The organism is Streptomyces sp. NPDC002181 (assembly GCF_042890485.1).
Taxonomy (GTDB): Bacteria; Actinomycetota; Actinomycetes; order Streptomycetales; family Streptomycetaceae; genus Streptomyces.
The window spans coordinates 378,944-403,064 of record NZ_JBIASC010000003.1; the positions used below are offsets into that span (position 1 = coordinate 378,944).

The 24,121-nt window shown below is 72.1% G+C and carries 23 protein-coding genes; 11 read left to right on the forward strand and 12 right to left on the reverse strand.

The window, feature by feature from the left end; translation table 11 throughout:
• Positions 1 to 3: 3 nt before the first annotated feature.
• The 6 genes from ACFYXV_RS11090 to ACFYXV_RS11115 all read right to left on the reverse strand — a co-directional run bounded on the left by ACFYXV_RS11090 (position 4) and on the right by ACFYXV_RS11115 (position 4,810).
• The gene (locus ACFYXV_RS11090; RefSeq protein WP_385477292.1) at positions 4 to 915 is read right to left on the reverse strand and encodes a glycoside hydrolase family 19 protein; all 912 of its coding nucleotides are present in this window, start codon (positions 913 to 915) and stop codon (positions 4 to 6) included.
• Between the two features lie 194 nt (positions 916 to 1,109).
• Positions 1,110 to 1,523: a rodlin gene (locus ACFYXV_RS11095; protein ID WP_385473918.1), complete on the reverse strand. Its 414-nt coding sequence runs from the start codon at positions 1,521 to 1,523 to the stop codon at positions 1,110 to 1,112.
• 224 nt (positions 1,524 to 1,747) lie between these two features.
• Positions 1,748 to 1,939, reverse strand: coding sequence for a DUF5302 domain-containing protein (locus ACFYXV_RS11100; protein WP_382984064.1), 192 nt, complete (start codon positions 1,937 to 1,939; stop codon positions 1,748 to 1,750).
• Positions 1,940 to 2,196: 257 nt separating this feature from the next.
• Complete coding sequence (locus ACFYXV_RS11105) at positions 2,197 to 3,123, reverse strand: ketopantoate reductase family protein (RefSeq protein ID WP_385473916.1); 927 nt, start codon at positions 3,121 to 3,123, stop codon at positions 2,197 to 2,199.
• A 78-nt stretch (positions 3,124 to 3,201) separates the two neighbouring features.
• Entirely contained in the window at positions 3,202 to 3,573 is a 372-nt protein-coding gene (locus ACFYXV_RS11110) for a hypothetical protein (protein ID WP_383351603.1), read from the reverse strand.
• Positions 3,574 to 3,889: 316 nt separating this feature from the next.
• The gene (locus ACFYXV_RS11115; protein ID WP_030160961.1) at positions 3,890 to 4,810 is read right to left on the reverse strand and encodes a MurR/RpiR family transcriptional regulator; all 921 of its coding nucleotides are present in this window, start codon (positions 4,808 to 4,810) and stop codon (positions 3,890 to 3,892) included.
• Between the two features lie 232 nt (positions 4,811 to 5,042).
• Between ACFYXV_RS11115 and ACFYXV_RS11120 the strand changes: the two genes are divergently transcribed.
• The 3 genes from ACFYXV_RS11120 (at position 5,043) to ACFYXV_RS11130 (ending at position 7,426) form a co-directional block, all read left to right on the forward strand.
• A complete protein-coding gene (locus ACFYXV_RS11120; protein ID WP_385473913.1) occupies positions 5,043 to 5,876 on the forward strand; it encodes a PP2C family protein-serine/threonine phosphatase in 834 nt (277 codons plus the stop codon).
• Between the two features lie 111 nt (positions 5,877 to 5,987).
• The gene (locus ACFYXV_RS11125; RefSeq protein ID WP_389382837.1) at positions 5,988 to 6,941 is read left to right on the forward strand and encodes an MASE1 domain-containing protein; all 954 of its coding nucleotides are present in this window, start codon (positions 5,988 to 5,990) and stop codon (positions 6,939 to 6,941) included.
• A 203-nt stretch (positions 6,942 to 7,144) separates the two neighbouring features.
• Positions 7,145 to 7,426 carry a hypothetical protein gene (locus tag ACFYXV_RS11130; protein ID WP_389382689.1) on the forward strand — a complete coding sequence of 94 codons (282 nt, stop codon included), beginning with the start codon at positions 7,145 to 7,147 and terminating at the stop codon, positions 7,424 to 7,426.
• A 208-nt stretch (positions 7,427 to 7,634) separates the two neighbouring features.
• On the opposite strand, the gene ACFYXV_RS11135 is transcribed toward ACFYXV_RS11130, so the two are convergent.
• Positions 7,635 to 8,285 (reverse strand): RDD family protein, encoded by a 651-nt coding sequence (locus ACFYXV_RS11135; protein WP_383350289.1) that lies wholly within the window; start codon positions 8,283 to 8,285, stop codon positions 7,635 to 7,637.
• Positions 8,286 to 8,590: 305 nt separating this feature from the next.
• Between ACFYXV_RS11135 and ACFYXV_RS11140 the strand changes: the two genes are divergently transcribed.
• Positions 8,591 to 10,249, forward strand: coding sequence for a phospholipase D-like domain-containing protein (locus ACFYXV_RS11140; protein WP_389382690.1), 1,659 nt, complete (start codon positions 8,591 to 8,593; stop codon positions 10,247 to 10,249).
• Between the two features lie 230 nt (positions 10,250 to 10,479).
• Positions 10,480 to 11,316 carry a dimethylargininase gene (gene ddaH / locus ACFYXV_RS11145; RefSeq protein ID WP_389382691.1) on the forward strand — a complete coding sequence of 279 codons (837 nt, stop codon included), beginning with the start codon at positions 10,480 to 10,482 and terminating at the stop codon, positions 11,314 to 11,316.
• A gap of 245 nt (positions 11,317 to 11,561) precedes the next feature.
• Here ddaH and ACFYXV_RS11150 read toward each other — a convergent pair whose 3' ends face one another.
• Entirely contained in the window at positions 11,562 to 12,062 is a 501-nt protein-coding gene (locus ACFYXV_RS11150) for a hypothetical protein (RefSeq protein ID WP_385473902.1), read from the reverse strand.
• Between the two features lie 331 nt (positions 12,063 to 12,393).
• Here ACFYXV_RS11150 and ACFYXV_RS11155 point away from each other — a divergent pair, with 331 nt between their 5' ends.
• The 3 genes from ACFYXV_RS11155 to ACFYXV_RS11165 all read left to right on the forward strand — a co-directional run bounded on the left by ACFYXV_RS11155 (position 12,394) and on the right by ACFYXV_RS11165 (position 15,588).
• Positions 12,394 to 13,506 carry an alpha/beta hydrolase gene (locus tag ACFYXV_RS11155; RefSeq protein WP_385473900.1) on the forward strand — a complete coding sequence of 371 codons (1,113 nt, stop codon included), beginning with the start codon at positions 12,394 to 12,396 and terminating at the stop codon, positions 13,504 to 13,506.
• A gap of 56 nt (positions 13,507 to 13,562) precedes the next feature.
• On the forward strand, positions 13,563 to 14,780 hold the full coding sequence (locus ACFYXV_RS11160; protein WP_389382692.1) for a cytochrome P450: 1,218 nt from the start codon (positions 13,563 to 13,565) through the stop codon (positions 14,778 to 14,780).
• A 115-nt stretch (positions 14,781 to 14,895) separates the two neighbouring features.
• Complete coding sequence (locus ACFYXV_RS11165) at positions 14,896 to 15,588, forward strand: RraA family protein (protein WP_389382693.1); 693 nt, start codon at positions 14,896 to 14,898, stop codon at positions 15,586 to 15,588.
• A 25-nt stretch (positions 15,589 to 15,613) separates the two neighbouring features.
• Here the strand turns inward: ACFYXV_RS11165 and ACFYXV_RS11170 are convergent, their stop codons facing one another.
• The gene (locus tag ACFYXV_RS11170; RefSeq protein ID WP_389382694.1) at positions 15,614 to 17,212 is read right to left on the reverse strand and encodes an alpha/beta hydrolase; all 1,599 of its coding nucleotides are present in this window, start codon (positions 17,210 to 17,212) and stop codon (positions 15,614 to 15,616) included.
• A gap of 287 nt (positions 17,213 to 17,499) precedes the next feature.
• Between ACFYXV_RS11170 and ACFYXV_RS11175 the strand changes: the two genes are divergently transcribed.
• Together ACFYXV_RS11175 and ACFYXV_RS11180 are read left to right on the forward strand one after the other, a co-directional pair.
• Positions 17,500 to 19,326 carry a hypothetical protein gene (locus ACFYXV_RS11175; RefSeq protein WP_389382695.1) on the forward strand — a complete coding sequence of 609 codons (1,827 nt, stop codon included), beginning with the start codon at positions 17,500 to 17,502 and terminating at the stop codon, positions 19,324 to 19,326.
• Between the two features lie 85 nt (positions 19,327 to 19,411).
• A complete protein-coding gene (locus tag ACFYXV_RS11180; protein WP_385473890.1) occupies positions 19,412 to 21,106 on the forward strand; it encodes an AMP-binding protein in 1,695 nt (564 codons plus the stop codon).
• Between the two features lie 24 nt (positions 21,107 to 21,130).
• Here ACFYXV_RS11180 and ACFYXV_RS11185 read toward each other — a convergent pair whose 3' ends face one another.
• Both ACFYXV_RS11185 and ACFYXV_RS11190 read right to left on the reverse strand, forming a co-directional pair.
• A complete protein-coding gene (locus tag ACFYXV_RS11185) occupies positions 21,131 to 21,457 on the reverse strand; it encodes a putative quinol monooxygenase (protein ID WP_366105623.1) in 327 nt (108 codons plus the stop codon).
• 114 nt (positions 21,458 to 21,571) lie between these two features.
• Positions 21,572 to 22,318 carry an IclR family transcriptional regulator gene (locus ACFYXV_RS11190; RefSeq protein ID WP_389382696.1) on the reverse strand — a complete coding sequence of 249 codons (747 nt, stop codon included), beginning with the start codon at positions 22,316 to 22,318 and terminating at the stop codon, positions 21,572 to 21,574.
• 122 nt (positions 22,319 to 22,440) lie between these two features.
• Between ACFYXV_RS11190 and ACFYXV_RS11195 the strand changes: the two genes are divergently transcribed.
• A complete protein-coding gene (locus ACFYXV_RS11195; RefSeq protein ID WP_385473886.1) occupies positions 22,441 to 23,133 on the forward strand; it encodes a hemerythrin domain-containing protein in 693 nt (230 codons plus the stop codon).
• Between the two features lie 9 nt (positions 23,134 to 23,142).
• On the opposite strand, the gene cynR is transcribed toward ACFYXV_RS11195, so the two are convergent.
• A complete protein-coding gene (cynR, locus tag ACFYXV_RS11200; protein WP_389382697.1) occupies positions 23,143 to 24,030 on the reverse strand; it encodes a transcriptional regulator CynR in 888 nt (295 codons plus the stop codon).
• Between the last annotated feature and the right edge of the window lie 91 nt (positions 24,031 to 24,121).

The window sequence follows — 24,121 nt, forward strand, 5'->3', positions numbered from 1 at the left end:
GGTTCAGCAGCCGAGGTTGCCGCCCGGGCTCACGCCCAGGATCTGCGTGAAGGACTGGTACGCGTTGATCCGGCTCTGGACCTGGGCGGGGTTGCCGCCGTTGCACTCCAGGGAGCCGTTGATGGAGCGGATCGTCTCACCGAAGCCGGCCCCGTTGACCATGGCGGCATGGGCGGTCATCGTGCCCGGGCCGTTCTGGGTGTTCCAGTACCACAGGGCGGTCTTCATGGCGACGGCCGGATCCTGCTCCACGAGGTACGGGTTGGCGAGCAGGTTGATGCCGAGGGCGTCCCCGGCCGCCTTGTAGTTGAAGTTCCAGCTGAGCTGGATCGGGCCGCGGCCGTAGTAGGCGGCCTGCCCGGCGGGACAGCCGTACGGCTGGCTCGCGTCGCAGTAGTGGGGGTAGTTGGCCGTGTTCTGCTCGACGATGTACACGAGCCCGCCCGTCTCGTGCGAGACGTTCGCCAGGAAGGCGGCCGCTTCGCGGCGCTTGACGGTGTCGTCGCCGGTGTTGGCGAAGCCGGGGTACGCGGACAGGGCCGCGACCAGGCCGTTGTAGGTGTAGAAGGAGTTCCGGTTCGGGAACATCTGGTTGAACTGGGCCTCGGTGACCACGAATCCGGACGGGTTGCCGGGGTCCGTGCCGCCGCCACCGCCGCAGGTGCCGAGGTCGGACCAGACGCCCCACTGCCCGGTGGTGCCGGGCGTCTCGCCCTGCGTCCACCACTTGGCCTGCCAGTTGTGTCCGCTGTACGAGGCGTTCATGCCGCCGGTGTAGACGGCGGCCGAGGACCAGGGGGAGGCGCAGGCGGCGGCCGCGGAGGCGGGTGAGGCGGGGAGGGCGACCGCGAGGCCGATGGTGGCGGCCGCGGCGGCGGCCAGGGCCAGTGCTCGGCGGCGAAGCGCACGTATCACGTAACTGCTCCTTCAGTGGGGGGAATTGCCGTGGGGGGCATTCCACGCCACTGAAGCGAAGCTAGTCTGGACCTGTCAAGGTCTAGACCATCATTCATCCGTTTCGGACAACATCCGGGCCCACCGGCCCGGCAAACGGGCGGGGCCCGTACGCGCCGTTGCGCGTACGGGCCCCGCCGGTCGTCCGGGAGAGGTCAGCTGCCGGCGGAGAGGTTGCCGGAGAGGACCGGGATGTTGTCCACGATGTGGGAGAGCGACTCGTCGCCCTTGGCCTGGGTGGAGTTCTCGGCGCACTGCTGGTTCATCGGGTTGGACAGGACGTTGACGTCCTGGACGCCGACGTTGGCGAGGACGGCGACCAGCGACTGGGCGTTGACCTTGGCCGGCAGGCCGACGCAGAGCTTGTTGAGCGAGCCCTGGACCAGGCTGAGCTGCGGGCTCATCGCGCCCTTGGTCTCCTGGTTGCCGTAGATCTGCGAAGCGTCGTTGCCGTTGACCGTGTTGACGCCGTTGTCGTTGCCGATCGCCATCGCCGGGGCGGCAACCGCGGCGCCGAGGCCCAGCACGGAGGCGGTGACCGCAGTGGTGGCCATGAGCTTCTTGAGCATGAGGATTTTCCTTCTGTAGCGATGTTGCATGGGATGGCTGCCCCCGGCGGGACGAGCTGATCAACTGCAATCCGCGCACTTGGTTATCGACTGTCACCCGAGTGGCCCATCGCGTCCCCCGTGAGCGGGCACGCGAAAGGGGCCGCCCTCCGGCTCTGCGAGCGGGAGGACGGCCCCTTCGTCCGACATCTTCAGGGCATCGCCGTGGAGACGGCCGCGGGCGGTCAGCCCGTCTTGCGGCGGGTCTTCTTGTTCTTGCCGCCGGCGCCCGCGCTGGAGCCCTGGATCTTCGCCCGGCTCTGGTGGGCCTGCTGTGCGTGGGCACTGCGGGCATTGCGGTCGAGGGCCTCCCGGAACTTGCGCTTGGCCTCCTCGGCCGGCGATTCGTCCTGCGGGGTGTCCGACTCTTCTGCCATGTGTCCTCCTGGGTCGACCTGAAGCCGTCCCAGTCTGTCACCCGCAGTCCCCCCTGACCAGCGAGTTCCGTTCCGTGGGGCCAGGAGGGGCCGGGCGGGGCCGGACAGGGCCGCACGGGCCCGAGCCGTACCGGCATCCGCGTCGGCGTCCGCGTCGGAGTCCGGACAAGCGAAATCCCGGGCCTCGCGGGGAGACCCGGGACTTCACTGGTGCACTTCGCTTGACCGCCGTGTTCAACGACGGACCGTTCCGGAGGTCACGCCCCGGACGACACGCGCTTTTGGTGCACCCGCAGCTGCAGGGTGGCGAGGTCCAGCAGCGGGGTGGGCACGCCGAGAGCGCGGGCCCGGGCGATCAGATCGCCGAAGACGTGCTCGACCTCGGTGGGCCGGCCGGACACCAGGTCCCGGTACATCGACGGGGTGAGCGGGGAGCCGGGCGTGGTCACCGTGCGCGCGGTGAAGGCGAGTTCGGTGTCCGGGACGGGGTACCCGGCCGCCGCGGAGACGGCCGCCGCCTCGGCGAGCACGGACGGCCCGAGCCCGGTGCCGCCGGGCACGGCGCCGACCTCGCCGACGGAGCCGCGCCCCAGGCAGGTGACGGCCGCCAGGGTGCTGATGAACACCCACTTGTGCCACATCGAGCCGACGACGTCCGAGGTTCCGGGGCTGTCGATGCCCGCCCCGGTCAGCGCGGCGCGTACGGCGTCCACGCGCGTCGAGGGCCGGCCGTCGAGCTCACCGGTGATCACGACGGAGGGCGGGGCCATGCGCACGATGTCGCCGTGCTCGTTCAGGGCGGTGACCACCTTGGCGACACCGCCGAGGACCTGCGCCCCGCCGAAGCGGTCCGTCAGGTGCTCGAGATGGGCCATGCCGTTGAGCAGCGGCACGATCGCGGTCCCCGGCCCCACCGCCGGGGCCAGGTCCTTCGCCGCACGGTCGAGCGCCGTGGACTTCACCGAGAGGAGGACGAGGTCGTACGGGTGCGAGAGCGCGTCCGCGGTCACCAACTCGGGAGCGAGCGCGAGGTCTTCGCCGAGGCCCGTCACCCTCAGCCCGCGCTCGCGCAGGGCGGCCGCCCGCTCCGGGCGCACCAGGAAGGTGACGTCCTGCCCGGACTGGGCGAGACGGGCGCCGAACCAGCCGCCTACGGCGCCGGCGCCGACTGTCAGGATTCTCATGCGGGACAGCCTGTCACGGCACCGTGCGGTCCCGCCGGTTCCCGCCGTTTCCGCCGGCCCCGCCGAAGGGAACGCGCGTCAGCTCTGCGTGACGCGCAGCGCGTCGCCGACCAGGCGTACCGCCCGGGAGAGCCGGCCCAGCTGCTGGAGTTCGACGGCGTACATCCGGATCGAGCCCTCGATGACGGTCTCGGCCACGCCCATCGCGGGCAGTTCGGCCCGGCTGGTCTCCAGGGCCACCCGCACCGCGCGCATCTCGTGCTGCAGCTGGAGCTGGGCGTGCCGGGTGAGGAGGACGGGGCTGCGGGTCAGCGTCGAGTAGCTGCCGTAGCGGGCCGGGAGCAGATCCCGCAGCCAGCGCATGGCCGTGCGTTCCCAGTCGTGGGTGCCGGGGGTCTTGACCTGGCAGGGCCAGTCCGGGCTGAGCGTGGTGGAGGCCGTTTGGCGCATTCTCGTCGCTTCCGAATGGTGTCGAACTCTGATCGAGACGTTGGTGGGCGGCCTCGGCCCAGGGGTTGACCGAGGCCGCCACAAGCGCTCTGGTGGAAACCGGTGCCGGGAACGGGCACCCGGCGCGGGGCAGGAGGAGGAGCTGTCCCGCGCGGGTGTCCGTTCTGGGAGGGCGTGGGGTCGCTCTCCTTGGCGTCCGTGGATCCGGCGCGCTGCTCAGTAAACATATATACCGTCGAGTAGACAAGAGAATGAAAAATTACATGCGCCTACAGGGCGTGAAAGTGGACCGCCTCGTACCGGTTGAAAATCGGGCTTACAGGAAGAATCCGTGCTGGTCGGCAACCTGCTCGTAACCTTCGAGCCGCGCTTGCGTACGCTCCGGATCCGCGTCGGCCATCGCCTGCAGCAGGGCCGCGGAGAGCATCCCCGGGGCCGCGTACGAGTCGAACACCAGCCGCGCCCCGGTTCCGGCGGTCAGCGCCACGTCCGCCTCGTCCACCAGCGGCCCCAGGGTGGTGTCGGTGATCAGCGCGATCTTCAGGCCGGCGCTGCGGGCCGCCCGCAGCGCCGAAAGCGTCTCCTTGGCGTGCCGGGGCATCGCGAAGGCCAGCGCCCAGGTCCCGCCGGCCTCCCGGGACTGGAGCAGGGCGTCGTAGGCGACGCTGCCTCCACGTGTCACCAGCCGGACATCGGGGTGGATGCGGCGTGCCGCGTACGCGAAGTACTCCGCGAGCGAGACCGAGATCCGCAGGCCCAGCACCGTCAGCGGCACCGAGCGGGCCAGCTCCCGGCCGATGTCGAGCACCTGGTCGGTATCGGCGAGCAGGCGCCGCACGTTCTCCAGGTTCACGATCTCGGCGTCCACGGCCGCCTGCAGCTCGTTGCGGCGGAACTGCTCGCGGCTCTCCGGGGAGCCCGCGACCGCGCTGAGCGCCATGGGCTGCAGGGCGTCGCGCAGGGCCGGATAGCCGCTGAACCCCAGGGAGGTGGCGAAACGCGTCACCGACGGCTGGCTGACGCCCACCCGCTCCGCGAGCTCGGTGATCGAGAGGAACGCGGCCTCGGTGAGGTGGTCGACCAGGTACTGGGCGATCCGCCGCTGCCCCGGGGACAGCCGGTGGCCGTCGAAGAGGGCGCGGACCCGGTCCCCGGGAGCCCGCTCATGGACCGGCGGCGCCTGCCCACTCGGCGTGATCGCAGCCGCCTGTGCGCGTGCCTGCTGCCCCGATGACACCGATGGGCCTCCCTCTCATGTCACTCGTCTTCAAACATAGCTCACGCCCTGTGGTCGGGCCGGGCCGGTGCCGGGGGCCGCGGTCCGGCCCGGGCCGCATCTCTCGCGACCCCCGGATGGCGGAAATATGATGTGCACGGATCTTCGGTGCGGCGCGCACCCGGAAGTCGAGAGCCGAGTGCCGAGAGCAGGGACATAAGCAGGGACCTATGGATGCACCCGGGAGCGGTCCATGACCTCGCGCCGACCCGCGAAGTCGGTGAGCGCGGCCGACCTCCTGAGCACCCTGGGACGGCTCACCGCCCGGGCCCGCGCGGGTGCGGAACTGCAGCTCGCCAGAGTGGAGCTCGCCGAGGCGCTCCAGCGCGAGATGCTGCCGGGCTCCCTGCCGGCCCTGCCCGGGCTGCGCAGCGCCGCCCGCTACGCCCCCGCCCGGCACGGCCTCGACATCGGCGGTGACTGGTACGACGGCTTCCGGCTGGCCGAGGGCGGACTCGCCTTCTCCATCGGCGACGTCCAGGGACACGACGTGGAGGCCGCCGCCTTCATGGGGCAGGTCCGCGTCGGCGTGCGCGCGGTGTCGACCGTCGTCGTGGACCCGGGCGAGGTGCTGAGCCGGGCCAACGACGTCCTGCTGTCGATGGACTGCGAGCTCTTCGCGACCTGCACCCTGCTCCGCTTCGACCCCGAGAACTGGGTGCTGGAGAGTGCCCGGGCCGGCCACGTGCCCTCCGTCTGGGCCACGGTCGACGGCCGCTACGGCATCACCGACGACGAGGGGGGCCTGCCGCTCGGAGTGGAGCCCGGGGCCCGGTACACGGTGACCCGGCGCCGGCTGGACCAGGCGGGCTCCATCGTCCTGCTCACCGACGGAGTGGTCGAAGGGCCCTCCTTCCCCATCGACGTCGGACTGGAGCGGGTGGCCCGCGTGGTGAGGGAGGCGGCGGGAGCCGACCCCGACGAGATAGCCGCCGAGATCATGAAGGTGGCCGATTCCACCGGCCACGCGGACGACGCGGCCGTGCTCGTCCTCAGCCACGACGCCGCAGGACCCCCGCGCCGCTAGGCGGTGTCCGCGAAGTCCCGCCCGTCCCACGACGCCCGGCACGCGCTGCTTCGCGGACACCCCCTAGCGCGTGTCACGGCCGCCCGGAGGCGGCGGCTGTTGTCTGATGCTGTGGTGCGCACCGAGGAATGGCGACGTTTCCGCGGAACCCTTCTCGGGATCCTCATCGTCGCCACCGCCTACTACGCCTCAGGACGGATCGGCCTCCTGCTGCGCGTGGTGGTCGAGGGTGCGGTGGTGACGCCCTTGTGGCTGCCCACCGGCATCGCGGTCGCCGCCCTGCTGTGGTTCGGACCGCGGATCTGGCCGGGCATCGCCCTCGGGACGTTCTTCGCCATCGAACACCTCGCCAGCTTCCAGCTCGCCGACGTCGGCATCATCGTGGGCAACACCCTCGCGCCGCTGTGCGCGTACGCGCTGCTGCGCCGGGTGGGCTTCCGCGTCGAGATCGACCGGCTGCGGGACGGCCTGGCCCTCGTCTTCCTGGGCGGGCTGGCGCCGATGCTGCTCAGCGCCACCATCGGCACGGGGGTGCTGGTGGCCACCGGGGACCTGGACCCGGCCGCGTTCTGGCCGGTGTGGTCGGCGTGGTGGGCCGGCGACGCGATGGGCGTACTGGTGCTGACCCCGCTGCTCCTCGTCGTGCCGCGGGTGCGGATGCCGCAGGACGTCTACCGGGTCGCCGAGGGGGTGGGGCTGACCGTCGCCGCCGGGATCGTCGTCGTCATCGCCACGCGGAGCTCGCTGTCGCTGCTCTTCCTCGTCTTCCCGCTGCTGATCTGGTCGGCCGTGCGCTTCCAGCTGGCCGGCAGCGCGCCGTGCGTCCTGCTCGTGTCGGTCCTGGCCATCTCGGCGGCGACCGACGAGGTGGGGCCTTTCGCCACCCACTCCCTCTTCGAGATCATGGTCAACCTCCAGGCGCTCAACGGCTCGGCGGCCCTGACCGCGCTGCTGCTGTCCGCCATGGTCACCGAGCAGAACAACATCCGCGAGGAGATCGAACGGGTGTGCAACGACCTCGCCGAGGTCGTCGAACGCCTCGCCCCGGGCAGACCGGGCGACTAGGGCCTGTCGCGAAAGCGGATCAAGGTCCTGGACGGTCGCGGTTCGTGGGACGTGGTGATCTGACGAACGGCCAGCGGGAGTGCACCATCCCGGAGAAGACGGACCGGATGCGCAACCGCCGAAAGCTCGGCTCCCGCGGTGGGCGCCCGTCCGACTCCGATGAACGAGTGGCTGTGAGACACCCTGGCTGCGACCCTGCGGCAGTGAACACAGACCTTCCGGACGGATGGACGATCGAGCGGGTTCGTTCGATGTCGGGCGATGCCGAAGCGGAGCTGCTCTCGCTGGAACGGCTCGTCGTGGTCGAACAGGCCGGCTTTGCCGACTACGACGTCCTCCAGCCTGACGTCATCCTGTCCTTTCACGGCCTGTGCCTCGCCCGAGCTGATGACGAATGGTTCATGGGAGAGCTCGGAGCCGACGGCTCACTCGTCTGCTGGGCTTCCCATGGCTCCGATCTGGCCGAAGCCATCCGCGGGCTGTGAGCTTCCCGCAGCCGTCTGATCACTTTCACAACGGGCCCCAGTGCTGTGACCGCGAACCATCGCGCCCGGTCGAGACCTTCCGCCGATGCTGGGGCGGGCTGGACGTGGACGTGTGGCTGTTCGAGGGCCCCGTGAACGCGCCCACCCGGCAGCGGAGGAGCTCCGCTGCCGGGTGGGCGGTGGGGAGATGAGCGGGAGAGGGGCGGCCTCAGACCTTCGGGACCTGGATGACGACGGTGCTGCACACCTTGTCGGCGAAGGTCTGCTTCTTCTCGTCCCACAGCGGCCACAGGAAGCCGATGTAGCAGGGGATGCCGTCGAGGATGTGGGCCAGCTTGCGCACGAACGCCATGCCGAAGCCGAGGAAGGCGCCGTCGGCCTCGCGGCGCACGCTGATGCCCAGGACCTTCTTGCCGATGGTCTGGCCCGTGGTGCCTTCCTTGTAGAGCTGGAAGATGGCCATGCCCATCGCGTACAACCAGCCGATGATGAAGAACACGCCGGGGCCGGCGTTGGCGGGGTCGCTGCTGGTGGCCAGGTCGATGAAGCCGAGGGCGTACATCGGACCGGCGATGATGAGCGCGTCGAGCAGGTACGCGCCGAAGCGCTGGCCCCAGTGGGCGAGCGGCGGCATGCCCGAGCCCGGCATGCCGGGCATGGCGGGCGGCGGGTAGGCGCCGTACGGCGGCGGGGTCTGCTGCGGGGGCTGCGGGTAGCCGTACTGCGGCTGGGCGCCCTGCGGGGGCTGCTGCGGGTAGCCGTACTGCGGGGGCACGCCCTGGGGAGCCTGCTGCGGGTAGCCGGGCTGACCCTGCGGGGGCTGCTGGCCGTACGGGTTGTTCGGGTCGCCGAAGCTCATGGCGAAAACTCTCCGGTGTCGGAAACGGGGACGTAGCGGATGGATCGGAGGAACATCACCATCTATCCGGTTTGCCCCCCTGAGCTGCCGCGATCTAGCGCGCATCATCGTGGTCGGTCCATCGGTCACTTGTCCAATCCGGCCATGTGGGTTTCTTTCGGCCGGGCGGTGCGCGCCGGGCGGCAGGGTGGCCGAATCCGATGTCCGCGAATTCCCGGGCCTTCTGACCCGGTGGTAACTTCCGCGAGTTGATCTTGCCGGTCGCCCCTCGCGGCGACGGCGATCCCTCCTGCAAGGAAGTCACAGTGCACCGCCATACCCCGCACCGCCCGCCGGCCCACCGTCCGTCAGTTCTCGCCGCCCGCGCGGCGGTTCCGGCGGCCCTGCTGGCCCTGTTCACGGCCGTCCCGGCCTCCGCGGCCCCGGCGCCCGGCTCCGGACCCGCCGCCCCGGCGCCCCACCTCGACGCGGTGGAGCAGACGCTCCGCCAGGTTTCCCCCGGCCTCGAAGGCCGGGTGTGGGAACGCAGCGGCGGCAACGTCCTCGACGCGTCGACGCCCGGCGGCGGCGACTGGCTGCTGCAGACCCCCGGCTGCTGGGGCGACGACACGTGCGCCGCGCGCCCGGGTACCGAGCGGCTGCTCGCGAAGATGACCGAGAACGTCTCCCAGGCGACGCGCACCGTCGACATATCGACCCTGGCGCCGTTTCCCAACGGCGCGTTCCAGGACGCGATCGTCGCGGGCCTCAAGTCCTCGGCCGCGCGCGGGAACAAGCTCAAGGTGCGCGTGCTGGTCGGTGCCGCGCCCGTCTACCACCTGAACGTCCTGCCGTCGAAGTACCGGGACGAGCTCGTCGCCAAGCTGGGCGCGGACGCCCGCAACGTCGACCTGAACGTCGCCTCGATGACGACCTCGAAGACGGCGTTCTCCTGGAACCACTCCAAGCTGCTCGTGGTCGACGGCCAGTCCGTGATCACCGGCGGGATCAACGACTGGAAGGACGACTACCTGGAGACCGCCCATCCGGTCGCCGATGTCGACCTCGCCCTGCGCGGGCCGGCCGCCGCGTCCGCGGGACGCTACCTCGACGAGCTGTGGTCCTGGACCTGCCAGAACAAGAACAACATCGCCAGCGTCTGGTTCGCCTCCTCCAACGGCGCCGCCTGCATGCCCGCGATGGCCAAGGACACCGCCCCCGCCTCGCCCCCGGCCGCCCCCGGCGACGTACCGGCCATCGCCGTCGGCGGACTCGGCGTCGGCATCAAGCGCAACGACCCCTCCTCCGCCTTCCGGCCCACCCTGCCCAGCGCGGCCGACACCAAGTGCGTCGTCGGCCTGCACGACAACACCAACGCCGACCGCGACTACGACACGGTCAACCCGGAGGAGAGCGCCCTGCGGACGCTGATCTCCAGCGCGAAGGGGCACATCGAGATCTCCCAGCAGGACGTCAACGCGACCTGCCCGCCCCTGCCGCGCTACGACATCCGCGTCTACGACGCCCTCGCCGCGCGGATGGCGGCCGGAGTCAAGGTCCGCATCGTCGTCAGCGACCCCGCCAACCGCGGAGCCGTGGGCAGCGGCGGCTACTCGCAGATCAAGTCGCTCTCGGAGATCAGCGACACCCTGCGCGACCGTCTCGCCCTGCTGACCGGTGACCAGGGCGCGGCGAAGGCCACGATGTGCTCGAACCTCCAGCTGGCCACCTTCCGCAGTTCGCAGAGTCCGACCTGGGCCGACGGCCACCCGTACGCGCAGCACCACAAGGTGGTCTCCGTCGACGACTCGGCCTTCTACATCGGCTCCAAGAACCTGTACCCGGCGTGGCTCCAGGACTTCGGCTACGTGGTGGAGAGCCCGGCGGCAGCGGCCCAGCTGAACGCCCAGCTCCTGGCCCCGCAGTGGCAGTACTCCCGCGCGACCGCCACGGTCGACCACGAACGCTCCCTCTGCCAGGCCTGACCTCCCGGCGGCGGGGCGGGAACCGCGCGCCCGGCGGCGCCCGCGCGGCGGTCGGGGCCGGGGGCGGTTGCGGCGAGCGAGCTGCTCGCGTTGAGGCGACCGAGCTGCTCGCGCAGTGCGCCCCCGGCGGCCGTGCGTGCTTCACCCGCCGTTCGCCCGGGGCGCTCAAGCTCGGCCGGGAAGGCCCCCCTCACACCGGCCACCACCGTGGCCCCCGCCCGGGAGCGACCATGACCTCTGCCCCGACGCCCTCCGCCCGGCCGCGCGAACAGCGCCCGCGCCGGTACCTGATGTGCCGCCCCTCCCACTTCGAGGTGGTGTACGCGATCAACCCCTGGATGGACCCGCGGAAGCCGGTCGACGCCGGCCTCGCCGTCCTCCAGTGGGAGCGGCTGAGCGACCTGTACCGGGAGCTCGGGCACACCGTCGAGCTGATCGACCCGGTGCCCGGCCTGCCCGACATGGTGTACGCGGCCAACGGGGCCACCGTCGTCGACGGCCGCGTCCTCGGCGCCCGCTTCCGCAACGCCGAGCGCGTCGCCGAGGGTCCCGCGTACCTGGACTGGTTCCGCAACAACGGCTTCGCCGAGCTGCACGATCCGGAGTACGTCAACGAGGGCGAGGGCGACTTCCTGGTCACCGCGAGCGTCGTCCTGGCCGGGTACGGCTTCCGCAGTGACGAGCGCGGCCACCGGGAGGCGGAGTCCTTCTTCGGCCGGCCCGTCATCAGCCTGGAGCTGGTCGACCCGCGCTACTACCACCTCGACACGGCGCTCGCCGTGCTCGACGGCGACGAGATCATGTACCACCCGGAGGCATTCGCCCCCGGCAGCCGCGCCCTCCTGGAGACGCTGTTCCCCGACGCGCTGCTCGTATCGGCGCAGGACGCGGAGGTCTTCGGACTGAACGCCGTCAGCGACGGCCTGAACGTGGTGCTCCCCGAGGCGGCCGAGGGTCTCGCCGGGCAGCTGCGCGAGCGCGGTTTCCACCCGATCGGCATGGACCTGTCCGAACTGCTCAAGGGCGGCGGCAGCGTCAAGTGCTGCACCCTGGAGATCCGGCCCTGACCGTTCCCGCACCTCGCGGGTGTGCCGCAGCCCGGGCAGGGCTGCGGCACACGGTGCGTGCGGATGCGCGGACAGGGACTGCGCCGGCAGGGGCTCCGCAGATGAAGGCCCCGCGGATGAAGGCCCCGCGGATGAAGGCCCCGCGGATGAAGGCCCCGCGGATGAAGGCCCCGCGGATGAAGGCCCCGCGGATGAAGGCCCCGCGAAGGGACGGCTCCGCGGATGAACGCTCCGCGGGTACGGGCTCAGTGGAAGAGCATCGAGGCGTCGCCGGCCGCCGTCGTGACCGAGCCGGGGCACAGGAAGCTGCCCGAGGTCTTGGTCGCGGTGAAGGCCTGGTTGACGTACTTGCGGGTGGCGCCGTCACGGTTCCACGTGATGTTCGTGGCCTTGTAGCGGCAGGAGATGAAGCTCATCTTGCCCGTGATGTCGATGGCGTCCGTCTTGGCGAGGCCGGCGGCGTCGTCGAAGGTGAACGCGGGGTTGTTGTTGAGGGAGGCGGTGATGCCGCCGTTGCAGCCGAGGTTGCCACCGGGCGTGTTGATGGTGGTCCGGTCGACGGTCAGCGCGCTCGGGGGGCCGGCGCTGGTGCGTGCGTTGGTCCACGTACAGGTGTTGCCGGCGACGACGATGACGCCGTCGAGCTGCTGATCCGCGGTCGGGGCCAGGGCGGTCGCCGACGTCGCTCCGGCGACGATCACCGCTGCTGCCAGGACGGCCGCGCCCGGCCATGTCGAGATCTTCATGCTGTCGCTCCTCTTCGCCACGTCCTCGTGGGGGTGTGATGCGGGGCCTTGGGGGGCCTCGCCGGCGTGCGCCCGGCCCGTCGGGGGCGGTTTCCGAACCGGCCGGGGGAGAGAGCTTTCGAGACGCGCCAGGGAACGTCCCACAGGGACCTTGAAATGTCAGGCCCATGTCAACAATTTGGCCGGAGTTCGCCCTGTACGGCGCGGAGGCCGCGCATGATGTGGAACGGATCGGGCTCCGTTGCGGTCTAGCCCTGTGCGCCCGAACAAGCGGCGCCGCCGGACCGCAGGTCCGTGCCGACCCGGCCAGCGTAGAGAGTTACCCCGATCCGTGAGTCTCACCAGCAGTACGCTCCTGATCCTCTTCCTCCTCGTCACGGCACTGGCGTTCGCCGCCGCCGTGTGGCTCTGGCCTCGCCTCGGCCGCCGCGGCGGGCGCCCGGTGCTCGGCCGGATCGGCGTGGTCCTGACGCTCCAGGTGCTGCTGCTCGCCTCCGTCGGCCTCATCGCCAACCGGACCTTCCTGCTCTACGGATCCTGGGCGGACCTCGCCGGGACGCACGGGTCGATGCCCTCCGCGGGGCAGGACGCGGCCCAAGCCGCGGCGGTCCGCGTCCTCGGCCGGCAGCCGACGGACGTACCCGGCGGGGCGACACCCCGCATCGGCGGTGAGATCCAGAAGATCACGGTGCGGGGCGAGGGGTCCAAGGCCGTCGTCCAGGCGTACGTGTACCTGCCGCCCGAGTACTTCCAGCCGGGGAAGGAACACACGAAGTTCCCCGCCACCGTGGTGCTCACGGGCTTCCCCGGAATGGCCGAGAACCTGCTCAAGGGGCTGGACTACCCGAGGACGGCGTGGAGGCTCGCCAAGCAGAAGAAGATGCCGCCGATGGTCCTGGTGATGATGCAGCCCTCGGTGATACCGACCCGCAACACCCAGTGCGTCGACGTGCCGGGCGGCCCGCTCAGCGAGACGTTCTTCGGCAAGGACCTGCCCAAGGCGGTCTCCGGCGCCTACCGCGTCGGCACCTCGCCCTCGAACTGGGCCATCATGGGCGACTCCACCGGGGGCTACTGCGCGCTGAAGACGGCGTTGGAGCACCCGGAGCACTACGCGGCCGGAGTGGGCCTGTCGACGGACTACAAGCCCGAGCTCGACCAGTACTCCGGTGATCTCTTCCACGGGAACACCGCCGAGGAGAAACGATCCGACCTGCTGTGGAGCCTGGACAACCTGCCGCAGGGCAAGTCCTCCTTCCTGGTGGCGAGCTCGAAGCAGGGCGAGCCGAACTACAAGGACACGCAGAAGTTCATCGCCAAGGTGAAGGCCCCGGCGCGCGTCTCGTCGATCACGCTCGACAGCGGCGGGCACGGCTTCAACACCTGGCGACGGGAGATCCCGCCCGCACTGGAATGGCTCGGCGGCCGCATCGGCGCCGAATGACCTCCGGCGCGCACCGAACCCCGCCGCCGGCACCGGACACGAGAACAAGAGAAGACATGACCCAGGACCCGACCACCCCCGCTCCGCCCTTGCCGTGCCCGTACGACGAGTCGTTCGCCCGCGACCCGCACGCCGTCCACGCCCGCCTGCGCGCCGCCGGCCCCGTGCACCGCGTCGCGCTGCCCGACGGCTCCCCGGTGTGGCTGGTGACCCGCGCGGCGGACGTACGGGCCGGGCTCGCCGACGCCCGGTACTCCGTCGACAAGCGGCACTCGACCACGGGCTTCAGCGGGTTCTCGCTGCCGCCGGCCCTCGACGCCAACCTCCTGAACGTCGGCCCCGAGGACCACCTGCGGCTGCGCCGGCTCGTCTCGAAGGGGTTCACCGCCCGGCACGTCGAGCTGCTGCGGGCCGACGTCCGGACTTGCGTCGACGAGCTGACCGCCCGGCTCGCCGACACCATCGCCCGTACCGGCGAGGCGGACCTGGTCGCCGAGTTCGCCAGGCCGCTGCCGCTGCGGACCATCGGCGCACTGCTGCGCGTACCCGCCTCGGACCAGGAGCGGTTCTCCGGCTGGGTGGCCACGATGCTCGCCCCGCGCTCGAAGGAGGAGCTCGTGGCGGCCGTCGGCAGCGTCCACCGGTTCCTCGTCGAGCTGGTGGAGCGGCGCCGGGCACACCCCGGGGACGACATGCTGTCGAGCCTGATCGCGGCGCGTGACGAGGAGGACCGGCTCACCGAGGACGAGCTGGTCTCGCTCGCCTTCCTGATCCTGATGGCCGGCAGCGAGACCGTCCAGCACGTCATCAGCGGCGGGATCCTGACCCTGCTCAGCCACCCGGAGCAGCTCGCCGTCCTGCGCGCGGACCCCTCCCGGCTGCCCGAGGCCGTCGAGGAGCTGCTGCGGTACACCGGCCCCAACCAGACGGCCGTCCGCCGTTTCCCGACCGAGCCGGTCGAGATCGGCGGCGTCCGCATCCCGGCGGGCGACACGGTCCTGTTCTGCCTGGCCGCGGCCCACCGCGACCCGGACCGCCACCCGGATCCCGACCGCTTCGACATCGACCGCGAGGACAAGGCCCACCTCGCGCTCGGCCACGGGCTGCACTACTGCCTCGGCGCACCGCTGGCCCGCCTCCAGATCACGCTCGCGCTGGGCACCCTCCTCGACCGGCTGCCCGGGCTCCGCCCGGCCGGCCCCGTGGAAGAGCTCTCCTGGACCAGTACGTTCCGCTTCCACGCCCTGCGCGCCCTGCCGGTCACGGCCGACTGACCCCGACATAACGGGTCTTCCCGCCCCGAACCGCCTCGCCCGGGCGACCGGGCAGGCACCATGGGGGGCGGTGGCTGACCCAAGCCGTCCGTTCGGGAGAAGAAGGGGAGACGGCATGCTGAAGGCCTTCACCGACCTGTCCACGCCGCTCGTGGCCGATGCCTGCCTGCGCACCGGAGTGCCGGTGCGCGTGGCACCGTCCGGCATCCGCACGGTGCTGCCCGGCCACCGGGTCGCGGGCCGCGCACTGCCGGTGCGCCACTACGGCAGCGTCGACGTGTTCCTGGAGGCGTACGGATCCGCCGAGCCCGGTGACGTCCTGGTCATCGACAACGGCGGCCGGACGGACGAGGCCTGCGTCGGCGACCTCGCCGCCCTCGAAGCCGAGAGCGCCGGCGTGAGCGGCCTCGTCGTGTGGGGGCTGCACCGCGACACGCCCGAGCTGGCCGAGATCGGCCTGCCCGTCTTCAGCTACGGAAGCCATCCGCCCGGGCCGGTACGGCTGGACGAGCGCGAGCCCGAGGCCCTGGTCACCGCCCGGTTCGGCCCGCACCTCGTCGGCGGCCGGGACTTCGTCTTCGGCGACGCCGACGGGGTGTTGTTCGTGCCCGCCGACCGGGTCGAGGAGGTGCTGGACACGGCGCTCGGGATCCGGGAGACCGAGCGCGAACAGGCCCGCCGGATCCGCGCGGGCGAATCCCTGCGCAGCCAGACGGCCTTCGCCGACTACCTGGTCCTGCGCGAGGCCGACCCCTCGTACACCTTCCGCCGGCACCTGCGCCGGATGGGCGGCGCCATCGAGGAGTGACGGCGCCGCCCGGTGCCCGGCCCGGTCACCGCCCCGGAGCCGGGCACCCGGTGTCCCCGGCCGGCAGGGCGCCGTCCAGCAGGTAGCCCTCGACGTACGCGTCGACGCACGCGTTGCCGTTCTGGAACTGGCCGTGGTCGCCGCCCTCCACGGTGACCAGCCGCGACCCGGCCAGCCCCCGGTGGGCGCGTACGGCGGCCTCGTAGTACGTCGCCGGATCGTTCTTCGAGTTGAGCATCAGCACCGGCGGCAGCCCCTCGCCGGTGACCTTGACGCGCGGGGTCTTGGAGCGCGGCCAGCTCGCGCAGACCGACGCGTACGTCAACTCCCGCGCCCCGGCCAGCGGATGGGTGCGCGTCGCCTCGGCGCTCTTCTCGATCCAGTACCGGCCGTCGCGGTTCCACGGGGTGTCCCCGCACGTGACCGAGAGGAAGTCGGCGACGAACTCCGCGCCCATCGGGTGCCGCAGCTTGTCGGCGACGGCCTTCCGCGTCTGCGTCGGCGCCTGATCGGGATGTTCCAGGAAGCCGAGGAGGCCGGCGAGGTCCGCGAACTGGTTCGTGTTGTACAGGGCACTGGTGGCCGCCGCGTCGAGGTGGTTGGGCGTGATGACCGTGCCCTCGACGTCCAGCGGCCGGTCGTGCAGCGCGGCGCGCAGCCGCTCGTACGAGGCCTTCGCCTCCTCGGGGGTGCTTCCCTGGTGGTAGGTGGCGTCGTGGGCCGCCAGCCACGGCAGGAAGTCCTGTTCGAAGCGGCGCTGGAAGCTCATCGGCTGCCCGGTGAGGAAGGACTGCCAGTCCCCGGTGAAGTCGATGTTGCTGTCGAGGACGACCCGCTCCACGCGGCGGGGGAACTCGGTCGCGTAGTACGCCCCGAGGAAGGTGGCGTACGAAGGGCCGTAGTACGAGATCTTCTGCGCGCCGAGCAACTCCCGGTACAGGTCCATGTCGTGCACGGCCTGGTCGGTGGTGATGTACGGCAGCAGCCCGCCCGACGCGCGCTCACAGTCCCGTACGAACTCCCGCGCGCGGTCGAAGGTCTGCCGGACGGCGGCCGTCGAGCGGTCGCGCAGATCGCCGCCGCCGAACATGGCGTCGACCTTGTCCTGGTCCGAACAGACCACCTTCGTACTCGCGCCCACACCGCGCTGGTCGAAGGAGACGATGTCGTACGCGGCCGCCAGCTTCGGACTGTACGAGGCGAGCCGGGCCGGACGGGGGAGCCCCGAAGCACCGGGGCCGCCGGCCGCCATCATGAGCACGCCCCGCCGCTTCGCCGGGTCCGTCGCGCGGCGTCGGGAGACCGCGACCGTCAGGTCCGGTCCGGAGCCCGGGTGGTACCAGTCGCGCGGCACGGACATGGCGGCGCATTCCAGCGAACCGCCCGCGCAGGGCTGCCAGTCGAGCTGTTGCTGCCGGTACCGGGCGGGAACCGGCGGTGCCCCGGCGCCCGTTGCCGCGAGGCCTGCGAGGCCTGCGAGGCCTGCGAGGCCTGCGGGGCTCGCGAGGCCTGTGGGGCTCGCGGGGCTCGCGGCGCTCGCCGGGACGGTGGGCAGGGCGGCGGCGGCGAGCAGCCCGCAGGCTGCGGCCGCCAGCCAACGCCCCGGCTTCTTGAACACGTGCATGTCTGAACTCCCCCTGGGATCCGGTCGGTCCCCTCGATCGTGCCGCGCGGGCCCCCGCGCCCTCGATATCCCTGGCTTCCGCATCCGGGGTGGCACCAGTGCCACCTCGGACCCGTGCCCTCCGGCGGCGGCTTTGCCCGAAGGCGGCAAGTCCGTGGCAGAACCGATACTTCACGCCTCTGTGACGCGCATCGCACGCAGCGCTACATTGCCCACGCCCCGCCGTCGCGGGGAGGTGCGGGCCGTGCGGGGCCGGGGGAGGGGCATCGACGATGGGGTCTGGAGTCTTGGGGAGACTGGGGAGCGCGGTCACCGCAAAGACGGCCGCCGTGGCCGCCGCGGGCGCCTTGGTGGTGTCCGGGGCGGTGGGGGCCGGGGTGTGGGCGCTCAGGGACGGTCCCCGGTTGGCGGTCGTCCAGCGCAGCGTCTCCGTATCGGTCGCGGCCGGGGGCGAGCAGTCCGCGATCGCCGCCTGCCAGAGCCACGAGAAGGCGCTCGGAGGCGGGTACGCCATCACCGGTACCGGCTTCGCCACGAGCAGCCTCTTCGTGGGCGACGCCTGGCTGGCCGCCGCGTACAACCCGGACACCGCGCCCGCCACGCTCACCGCGTACGCGCTGTGCGTCAACGCGAAACCCGAGTTCCTCGGCGGCGTCGGCTGGTCCGACCAGGCGCACGCGTTCCACGACCGGCGCAACAAGGTGACGGCCACCGGCGGCGCGCTCATTCACGACCTCACGACCGAGGGGCCGTTCGCGGAGGCGGCCCGCCAGGCCTCCGCATCGCCCTCCTGCCCGGGGGAGTTCACCTCGCTGGGCACCGAGTTCCGGGCGGGCCGTACGGTGACGGGCCGGGGCGTCGCACCGGTGCCGCTCGACAGCCTGACCACGAAGTCGGTGTTCGCCGGCGATGCCAAGGCCGTGCCCTACGCCGCGCTCAACCCGGGCACCCGGCTCAGCGCCGGCGTGTTCCCGCTCCACTCGTCCGAGAACATCGTGCGCCAGACCCGGATCGAGGACCCGCAACCGCCGGAGGCCAACTACGCGGTGTCCCTGCGCCCGATCTGCGTGCGGCTCAAAGCCGTGTCCGTGGCCACCGCGAAGGTGTCGGTGGCCGCGGGCGGCACCGCCGGCGCGGCCGTGTCCTGCCCGAAGGGGAAGCTGGTGGTCGGCGGCGGCTTCCAGTTCCCCGCCGAGAACGAGACGGGAGCCGCGGAGGCCCCGACGCGCTTCTTCGGAGACGGGTGGCTGTACGCGCCGACCGACGCGCCGGCGGCGGGCGGTGAGCCCTCGGGCGCCGAGGTGAAGGCCTGGCACGTCACCGGCAGGAACCAGCAGAAGGCCGGCCTCGACTACTCCAACTCGGTCTGGATCGAGCACAGTGACCGCGAGACGCTGACCGGCAACGGGTACTTCGACACCCACGGGCGTGGCCCGGACGACCAGGAGCTGCGCGTGGCGCCGGTGCCGGACAGCCAGTCGCTGGTCGCCAGCGCGGTCTGCGCGAAGATCGACGCCAAGCCCACCGAGCCGGCCAAGGCCCCCGCCCCGCCCTCCGTCTCCCGGCCGGAACTTCCGCACGCCCTCGATCCCGGGCCGGGCACGCCGGACGGCACGGTCCCCGCGTCGCCCTCGCCCTCGTCCTCCGCCCCGGCACCCGGCGCCTCGCCGTCGGCGAGCCCGTCCGCCCCGCCCGGAACGACTCCCGCACCGGGCGGGCCCAACAGCCCGGGAACCCCGACCAAGGGCGGCCCGAGCAGGCCCGGCACCCCGTCGCAGAGCGGAGCGCCGACCCGGCAGCAGCCGCAGGCCCCCGCGGTGAGCATCCGGCAGCCGTCGGACGGCGGCCAACTGCGGCGCGGCTGCGAGGAGTCGTTCGCCGGGTCGGCCCGGACCCGTCCGGACGACCGGCCCCTCACCGACCCGCAGTACACGAGCTGGCGGATCACCGGGCCGAACGGGCCGGTGACGCTGGGCGCCGGCGCGTCGGGCCGCTTCCTGGTCCCGCTGCTCCCCGACGGGACGTACAAGCTGGTGTTCACCGCGACCGATCCGGCGGCCGGCCTCACCGGCAGCGCGGAGATCTCCGTCAGGATCGTCGGCTGCATCCGCTGAGCGCCGGACACGGACGGCCGGCCACCGAACACCCTTCGGGGGAACGGCGCCGGAAGGGTGGCCGGGGCTCCGGACGAAGAGGATCATGAGGGGCGCCGGCCCACCGGGCCCGCCCCGCCACCGAGTCCAGGAGGTACGTGTGTCTGCCGCGTCGAGCACAGCGTCGAGTTACGCATCCGGGGTCTTCGAAGTACCGCTGCTGGGCGACACGATCGGCGAGAACCTGGACCGCACCGTCCGCCGCTTCCCCGACCGCGACGCCCTCGTCGACCTCGCCGCCGGGCGCCGCTGGACGTACGCCGAGTTCGCCGCCGACGTCGACGCCCTCGCGCTCGGCCTGCTGGACCTGGGCATCGCCAGGGGGGACCGGGTCGGGATCTGGGCCCCCAACCGCGCCGAGTGGACGCTGGTGCAGTACGCCACCGCCAAGATCGGGGCCATCCTCGTCACCGTCAACCCGGCGTACCGCTCCCACGAGGTGGAGTACGTGCTGCGCCAGGCCGGGATCCGGCTGCTCGTCGCGGCGGAGCGCTTCAAGTCCTCCGACTACGCGGGGATGATCGAGGAGGTCGCGCCGCGCTGCCCGGACCTGGAGTTCACCGTCCTGCTGGAGGGGCCGCGTTGGACCTCCCTCCTGGAGCGGGGGCGCGCCGGCGACCCGGCCGACCTCGTACGGGCGGCGGCGGAGCTGAGCGCCGACGACCCGGTCAACATCCAGTACACCTCGGGGACCACCGGCTTCCCGAAGGGGGCCACCCTCTCCCACCACAACATCCTCAACAACGGATTCTTCGTCGGGGAGTTGTGCCACTACACCGAGCAGGACCGGGTCTGCATCCCGGTCCCCTTCTACCACTGCTTCGGGATGGTGATGGGCAACCTCGCCTGCACCAGCCACGGCGCGGCGATGGTCATCCCCGCACAGGCCTTCGACCCGCAGGCCACCCTCGCCGCGGTCGAGGCGGAGTCCTGCACCTCCCTGTACGGGGTCCCCACGATGTTCATCGCCGAGCTCGCCGCGCCCGGCTTCGACGCGTACGACCTGTCCAGCCTGCGGACGGGGATCATGGCGGGCTCGCCCTGCCCGGTCGAGGTGATGAAGGAGGTCATCGACCGGATGGGCATGCGCGAGGTGTCCATCTGCTACGGGATGACGGAAACCTCGCCGGTGTCCACACAGACCCGCGCCGACGACTCGGTCGAGCGCCGGGTCTCCACGGTGGGCCGCGTCGGACCCCACCTGGAGGTCAAGGTGGTCGACCCCCAGTCGGGGCGGACTGTACGGCGCGGGGAGCCCGGGGAGCTCTGCACCCGGGGCTACTCGGTGATGCTCGGCTACTGGGGCGAGCCGGAGCGCACCGCGGAAGCCGTCGACGCCGCGCGCTGGATGCACACGGGCGATCTGGCGGTGATGGACGGGGACGGCTACCTGAGCATCACCGGCCGCATCAAGGACATGGTGATCCGGGGCGGGGAGAACGTGTACCCGCGCGAGATCGAGGAGTTCCTCCACGGACATCCGGACGTCCTGGACGTGCAGGTCATCGGCGTCCCCGACACCAAGTACGGGGAGGAGCTGATGGCGTGGGTGCGGATGCGCGAGGGGGCGCCGCCCCTCACCGCGGAGGCCGTCCGCGCGTACTGCGACGGACGGCTGGCCCACTTCAAGATCCCGCGGTACGTGCACGTCGTGGACGAGTTCCCGATGACCGTGACCGGCAAGGTCCGCAAGGTCGAAATGCGCGAGACGGCGGCCCGCCTGCTGGGGCCGTCCTCGTAGGGGCGGGGCCGCCGCCTCGGGGGTTCAGTCGCGGGGGGACAGCTCGGCCATGGCGCTCCAGCCCTGGCCGGGAACCTCGACGTGGATGATCTCCGGCGTACTGGCGATGGCGCCGGCGAGGGTCTCCATACCGGCCTTGAAGTGGTCGGAGGCGACGTGCGCGGCGCCCGCCTCGGCGTCGGTGAAGGCCTCCAGGAGGGTGTACTTGGTGGGCTCGTCCACGCTGCGCGACCAGTCGTAGAAGAGGTTGCCGGGCTCGTTGCGGGTGGCCCGGGTGAACTCGTCGACGAGCGTGAGCCAGTTGTCGCTGTGCTCCGGACGGACGTCGAACCTGACGGCGATGAAGATCATGCCGACCAGCCTGGCACCCCGGAGGGCCCCGCGCATCCCCATCGCGCCGTAATTCCGGCAGCGTCGGAAAAAGGCCTCGCGGGACTGCCCGCGGGCGCCCGCCGACGACCGGCCTCAGAGGCGGTCCGCCGCGGCCCGGGCGAGCGCGGTACGGATCTCCTCGGGGCGCCGCCGGAACTCCTCGGTCGGCAGCGACACCGAAAGGGCGTGCACCGCGTCGCCGTCCTGGTCGTCGCGGCCGCGCGGCAGGGCGACGGCCAGGCAGGTGTACGCGGGATCGGCCTCGCCGATCGACACGGCGAAGCCCTGCCCGCGGACCCGGGAGAGCTCCGCCTCCAGCAGCTCGGCGCTGGTGATCGTGGCCCCGGTCAGGCGGGCCATCCCGTGCTCGGCCAGGTACCGCCGCCGCAGGGGCCGGGGCAGCTCGGCGAGCAGCGCCTTGCCGTGCGCGGTGGCGTGCGCCCGGGTCTCCCGTCCGGGGGCGAACGGATGCGCCGCGTCCGTGACCGGGGCGGTGGTGTCGACGACCGTGATCAGGCCGCCCCGGTAGGCGGTGTAGTACGCCTCGGCGCCGGTGCTCCGGCGCAGCCGGGCCAGCAGGTCGGCGATGCGGGGAGCGGGCTCCAGATGGCGCAGCAGGCTCCGGTGCAGCCCGGGGATGCGCGGCCCGAGTTCGTACCCCCGCGGGGTGCGGACGAGGTAGCCGCGCTCGGTGAGCGGGGCCAGGAGGTGGTAGGCGGTGGACAGCGAGCACTCCATCCGGCGGGCCAGGGCCTTGGCACCGAGTGGTCCGGGCGCGTCGGCGACGGCGTCGAGGATCGCCAGCGCCCGGTCGACGGACTGCGGACCGGTGGGCGGCATGGTGCGGATCTCCAGGTTCTCCGGGCGGGGGGGCGTGCGTACCCCGAGCCTATGACGCAGTGGACGGACGGCGTTCATCGAACGTTGACCCGACGCTGACACGGGGCGCGCACAGTTTCCGTATGGACAGCGAACACGCCGCCCCCGCGAGGCCGTACGGCCCGGTGGCTGCCGATCTCACCGGCGTCCGGGTCGCCCATCGCGCGATCCTGGCCGACATCGGGCGCCTGGCCGGGCTGCTCGCCGCTCTGGCCGAGGCCGCCGAACCGGCCGGGCCGGCGCGGGCAGGGGCCATCGCCGGTTACGTGCACCGCTTCAACGACGTCGTACGCGGTCACCACCGCGAGGACCGGATCCTGTGGCCGGTCGTCCTCGACGCCGTGCCCGACGCCGCCGAGGCGGTGGCCGGCATCGTCCGCTTCGTCGCCGACCACGAGGCGCTCGACGGGCTCCAGGCCGAGTGCGACGCGGCCGCGGCCCGATTCGCCGCCGAACCCGGCCGTCACGCGGGGCACTTGGCCGGGCTGCTGGCCGTCCAGCGGGACCTGCTGGCCGCGCACATCGAAGCCGAGGAGCGGCACGTCCTCCCGGTCATCGCCCGCAGGGTGCCCGGCGCCGCGTACGCCGCCGCGCAGGCCCGCATCCGCCGGGCCGACCACTCGGCGGACCCGGCGTGGTCCCGCGCCTGGCTGCTGAGCCACGCCACCGAGGACGAGGCCCGGCGCCTGGTCCCGGCGGGCGGTGCGGTCCCGGCCGTCCTGGAACCGCAGCTGCGCGAGTACGCCGCCGAGGCGTCGGTGGTGTTCGCGGGCTGACCGGCCGGCTCAGGGGTGTGCCCACTGCCGGGCGAGCGAGGTGAAGGCGCGGACGGCGGCGCTCTCGTACGCGCTCTCACGGCGCAGCAGGACCACGGTCCGCGCGGGGAGGGCGGGGTCGAGCGGGACGGGGTGCAGCGGGGTGTCGCCGCGGGTGAGGGCTTCGGGGAGCACCGTGGCCAGCCCGGTGCGGCGGACGATCTCGGTGAGGGCGCTGATGGAGTTGGCCTCGACGGCGATCGGCGGCGCGACGCGGTGCAGGCGGAAGTAGGCGTCGACGTGCGCCCGCGTGGCGAAGTCCCCGCTGAGCAACGCGAGCGGACAGGTGGGGAGTTCGGCCACCGGCAGCGGCTCGGTGCGGCCGGCGTGCGGGTGGTCGGGGCCCACGACCAGGCCGAGGGTCTCGGTGAACAGCTCGGCGGCGGCGATGCCGGGCAGGTGCGCTCCCGGGAAGGCGATGCCGAGGTCGACGGTGTCGGCCAGCAGCGCCGACTCCAGCTGCCCCTGCGCCATCTCCTTGACGTTCAGGGTGATCCCGGGGTGCCGGGCGTGGAGCCGCGCGGCCAGCGGACCCAGCAGGTACGCGGTGAAGGTCGGGGTCATCGCGAGGCGCAGGCTGCCGCGCGACAGGTCGGCGACGTCGAGCACGGCCCGCTCGGCGGCGGCCAGGTCCTGGAGCGCTCGGCGCGCGTACGGGACGAAGGTCGCTCCGGCATCGGTCAGGCGCACCGCCCGCCCCGTACGGTCCAGCAGCTGGACGCCCACGGTCCGCTCCAGCTGCTTGATCTGCTGGGACAGCGTGGGCTGCGAGACGTGCAGTTCCTCGGCGGCGCGGGTGAAGCTGCCGTGTTCGGCCACGGCCAGCAGATAGCGGAGATGGCGCAGTTCCAGGGACATGGAGCGAGTATAGATCGCATCAATAGCGATCATGCTCAGTACGCCTTAGACACTATAGATACAGGTCATGCATGGTGGAACTCGTCAGCCC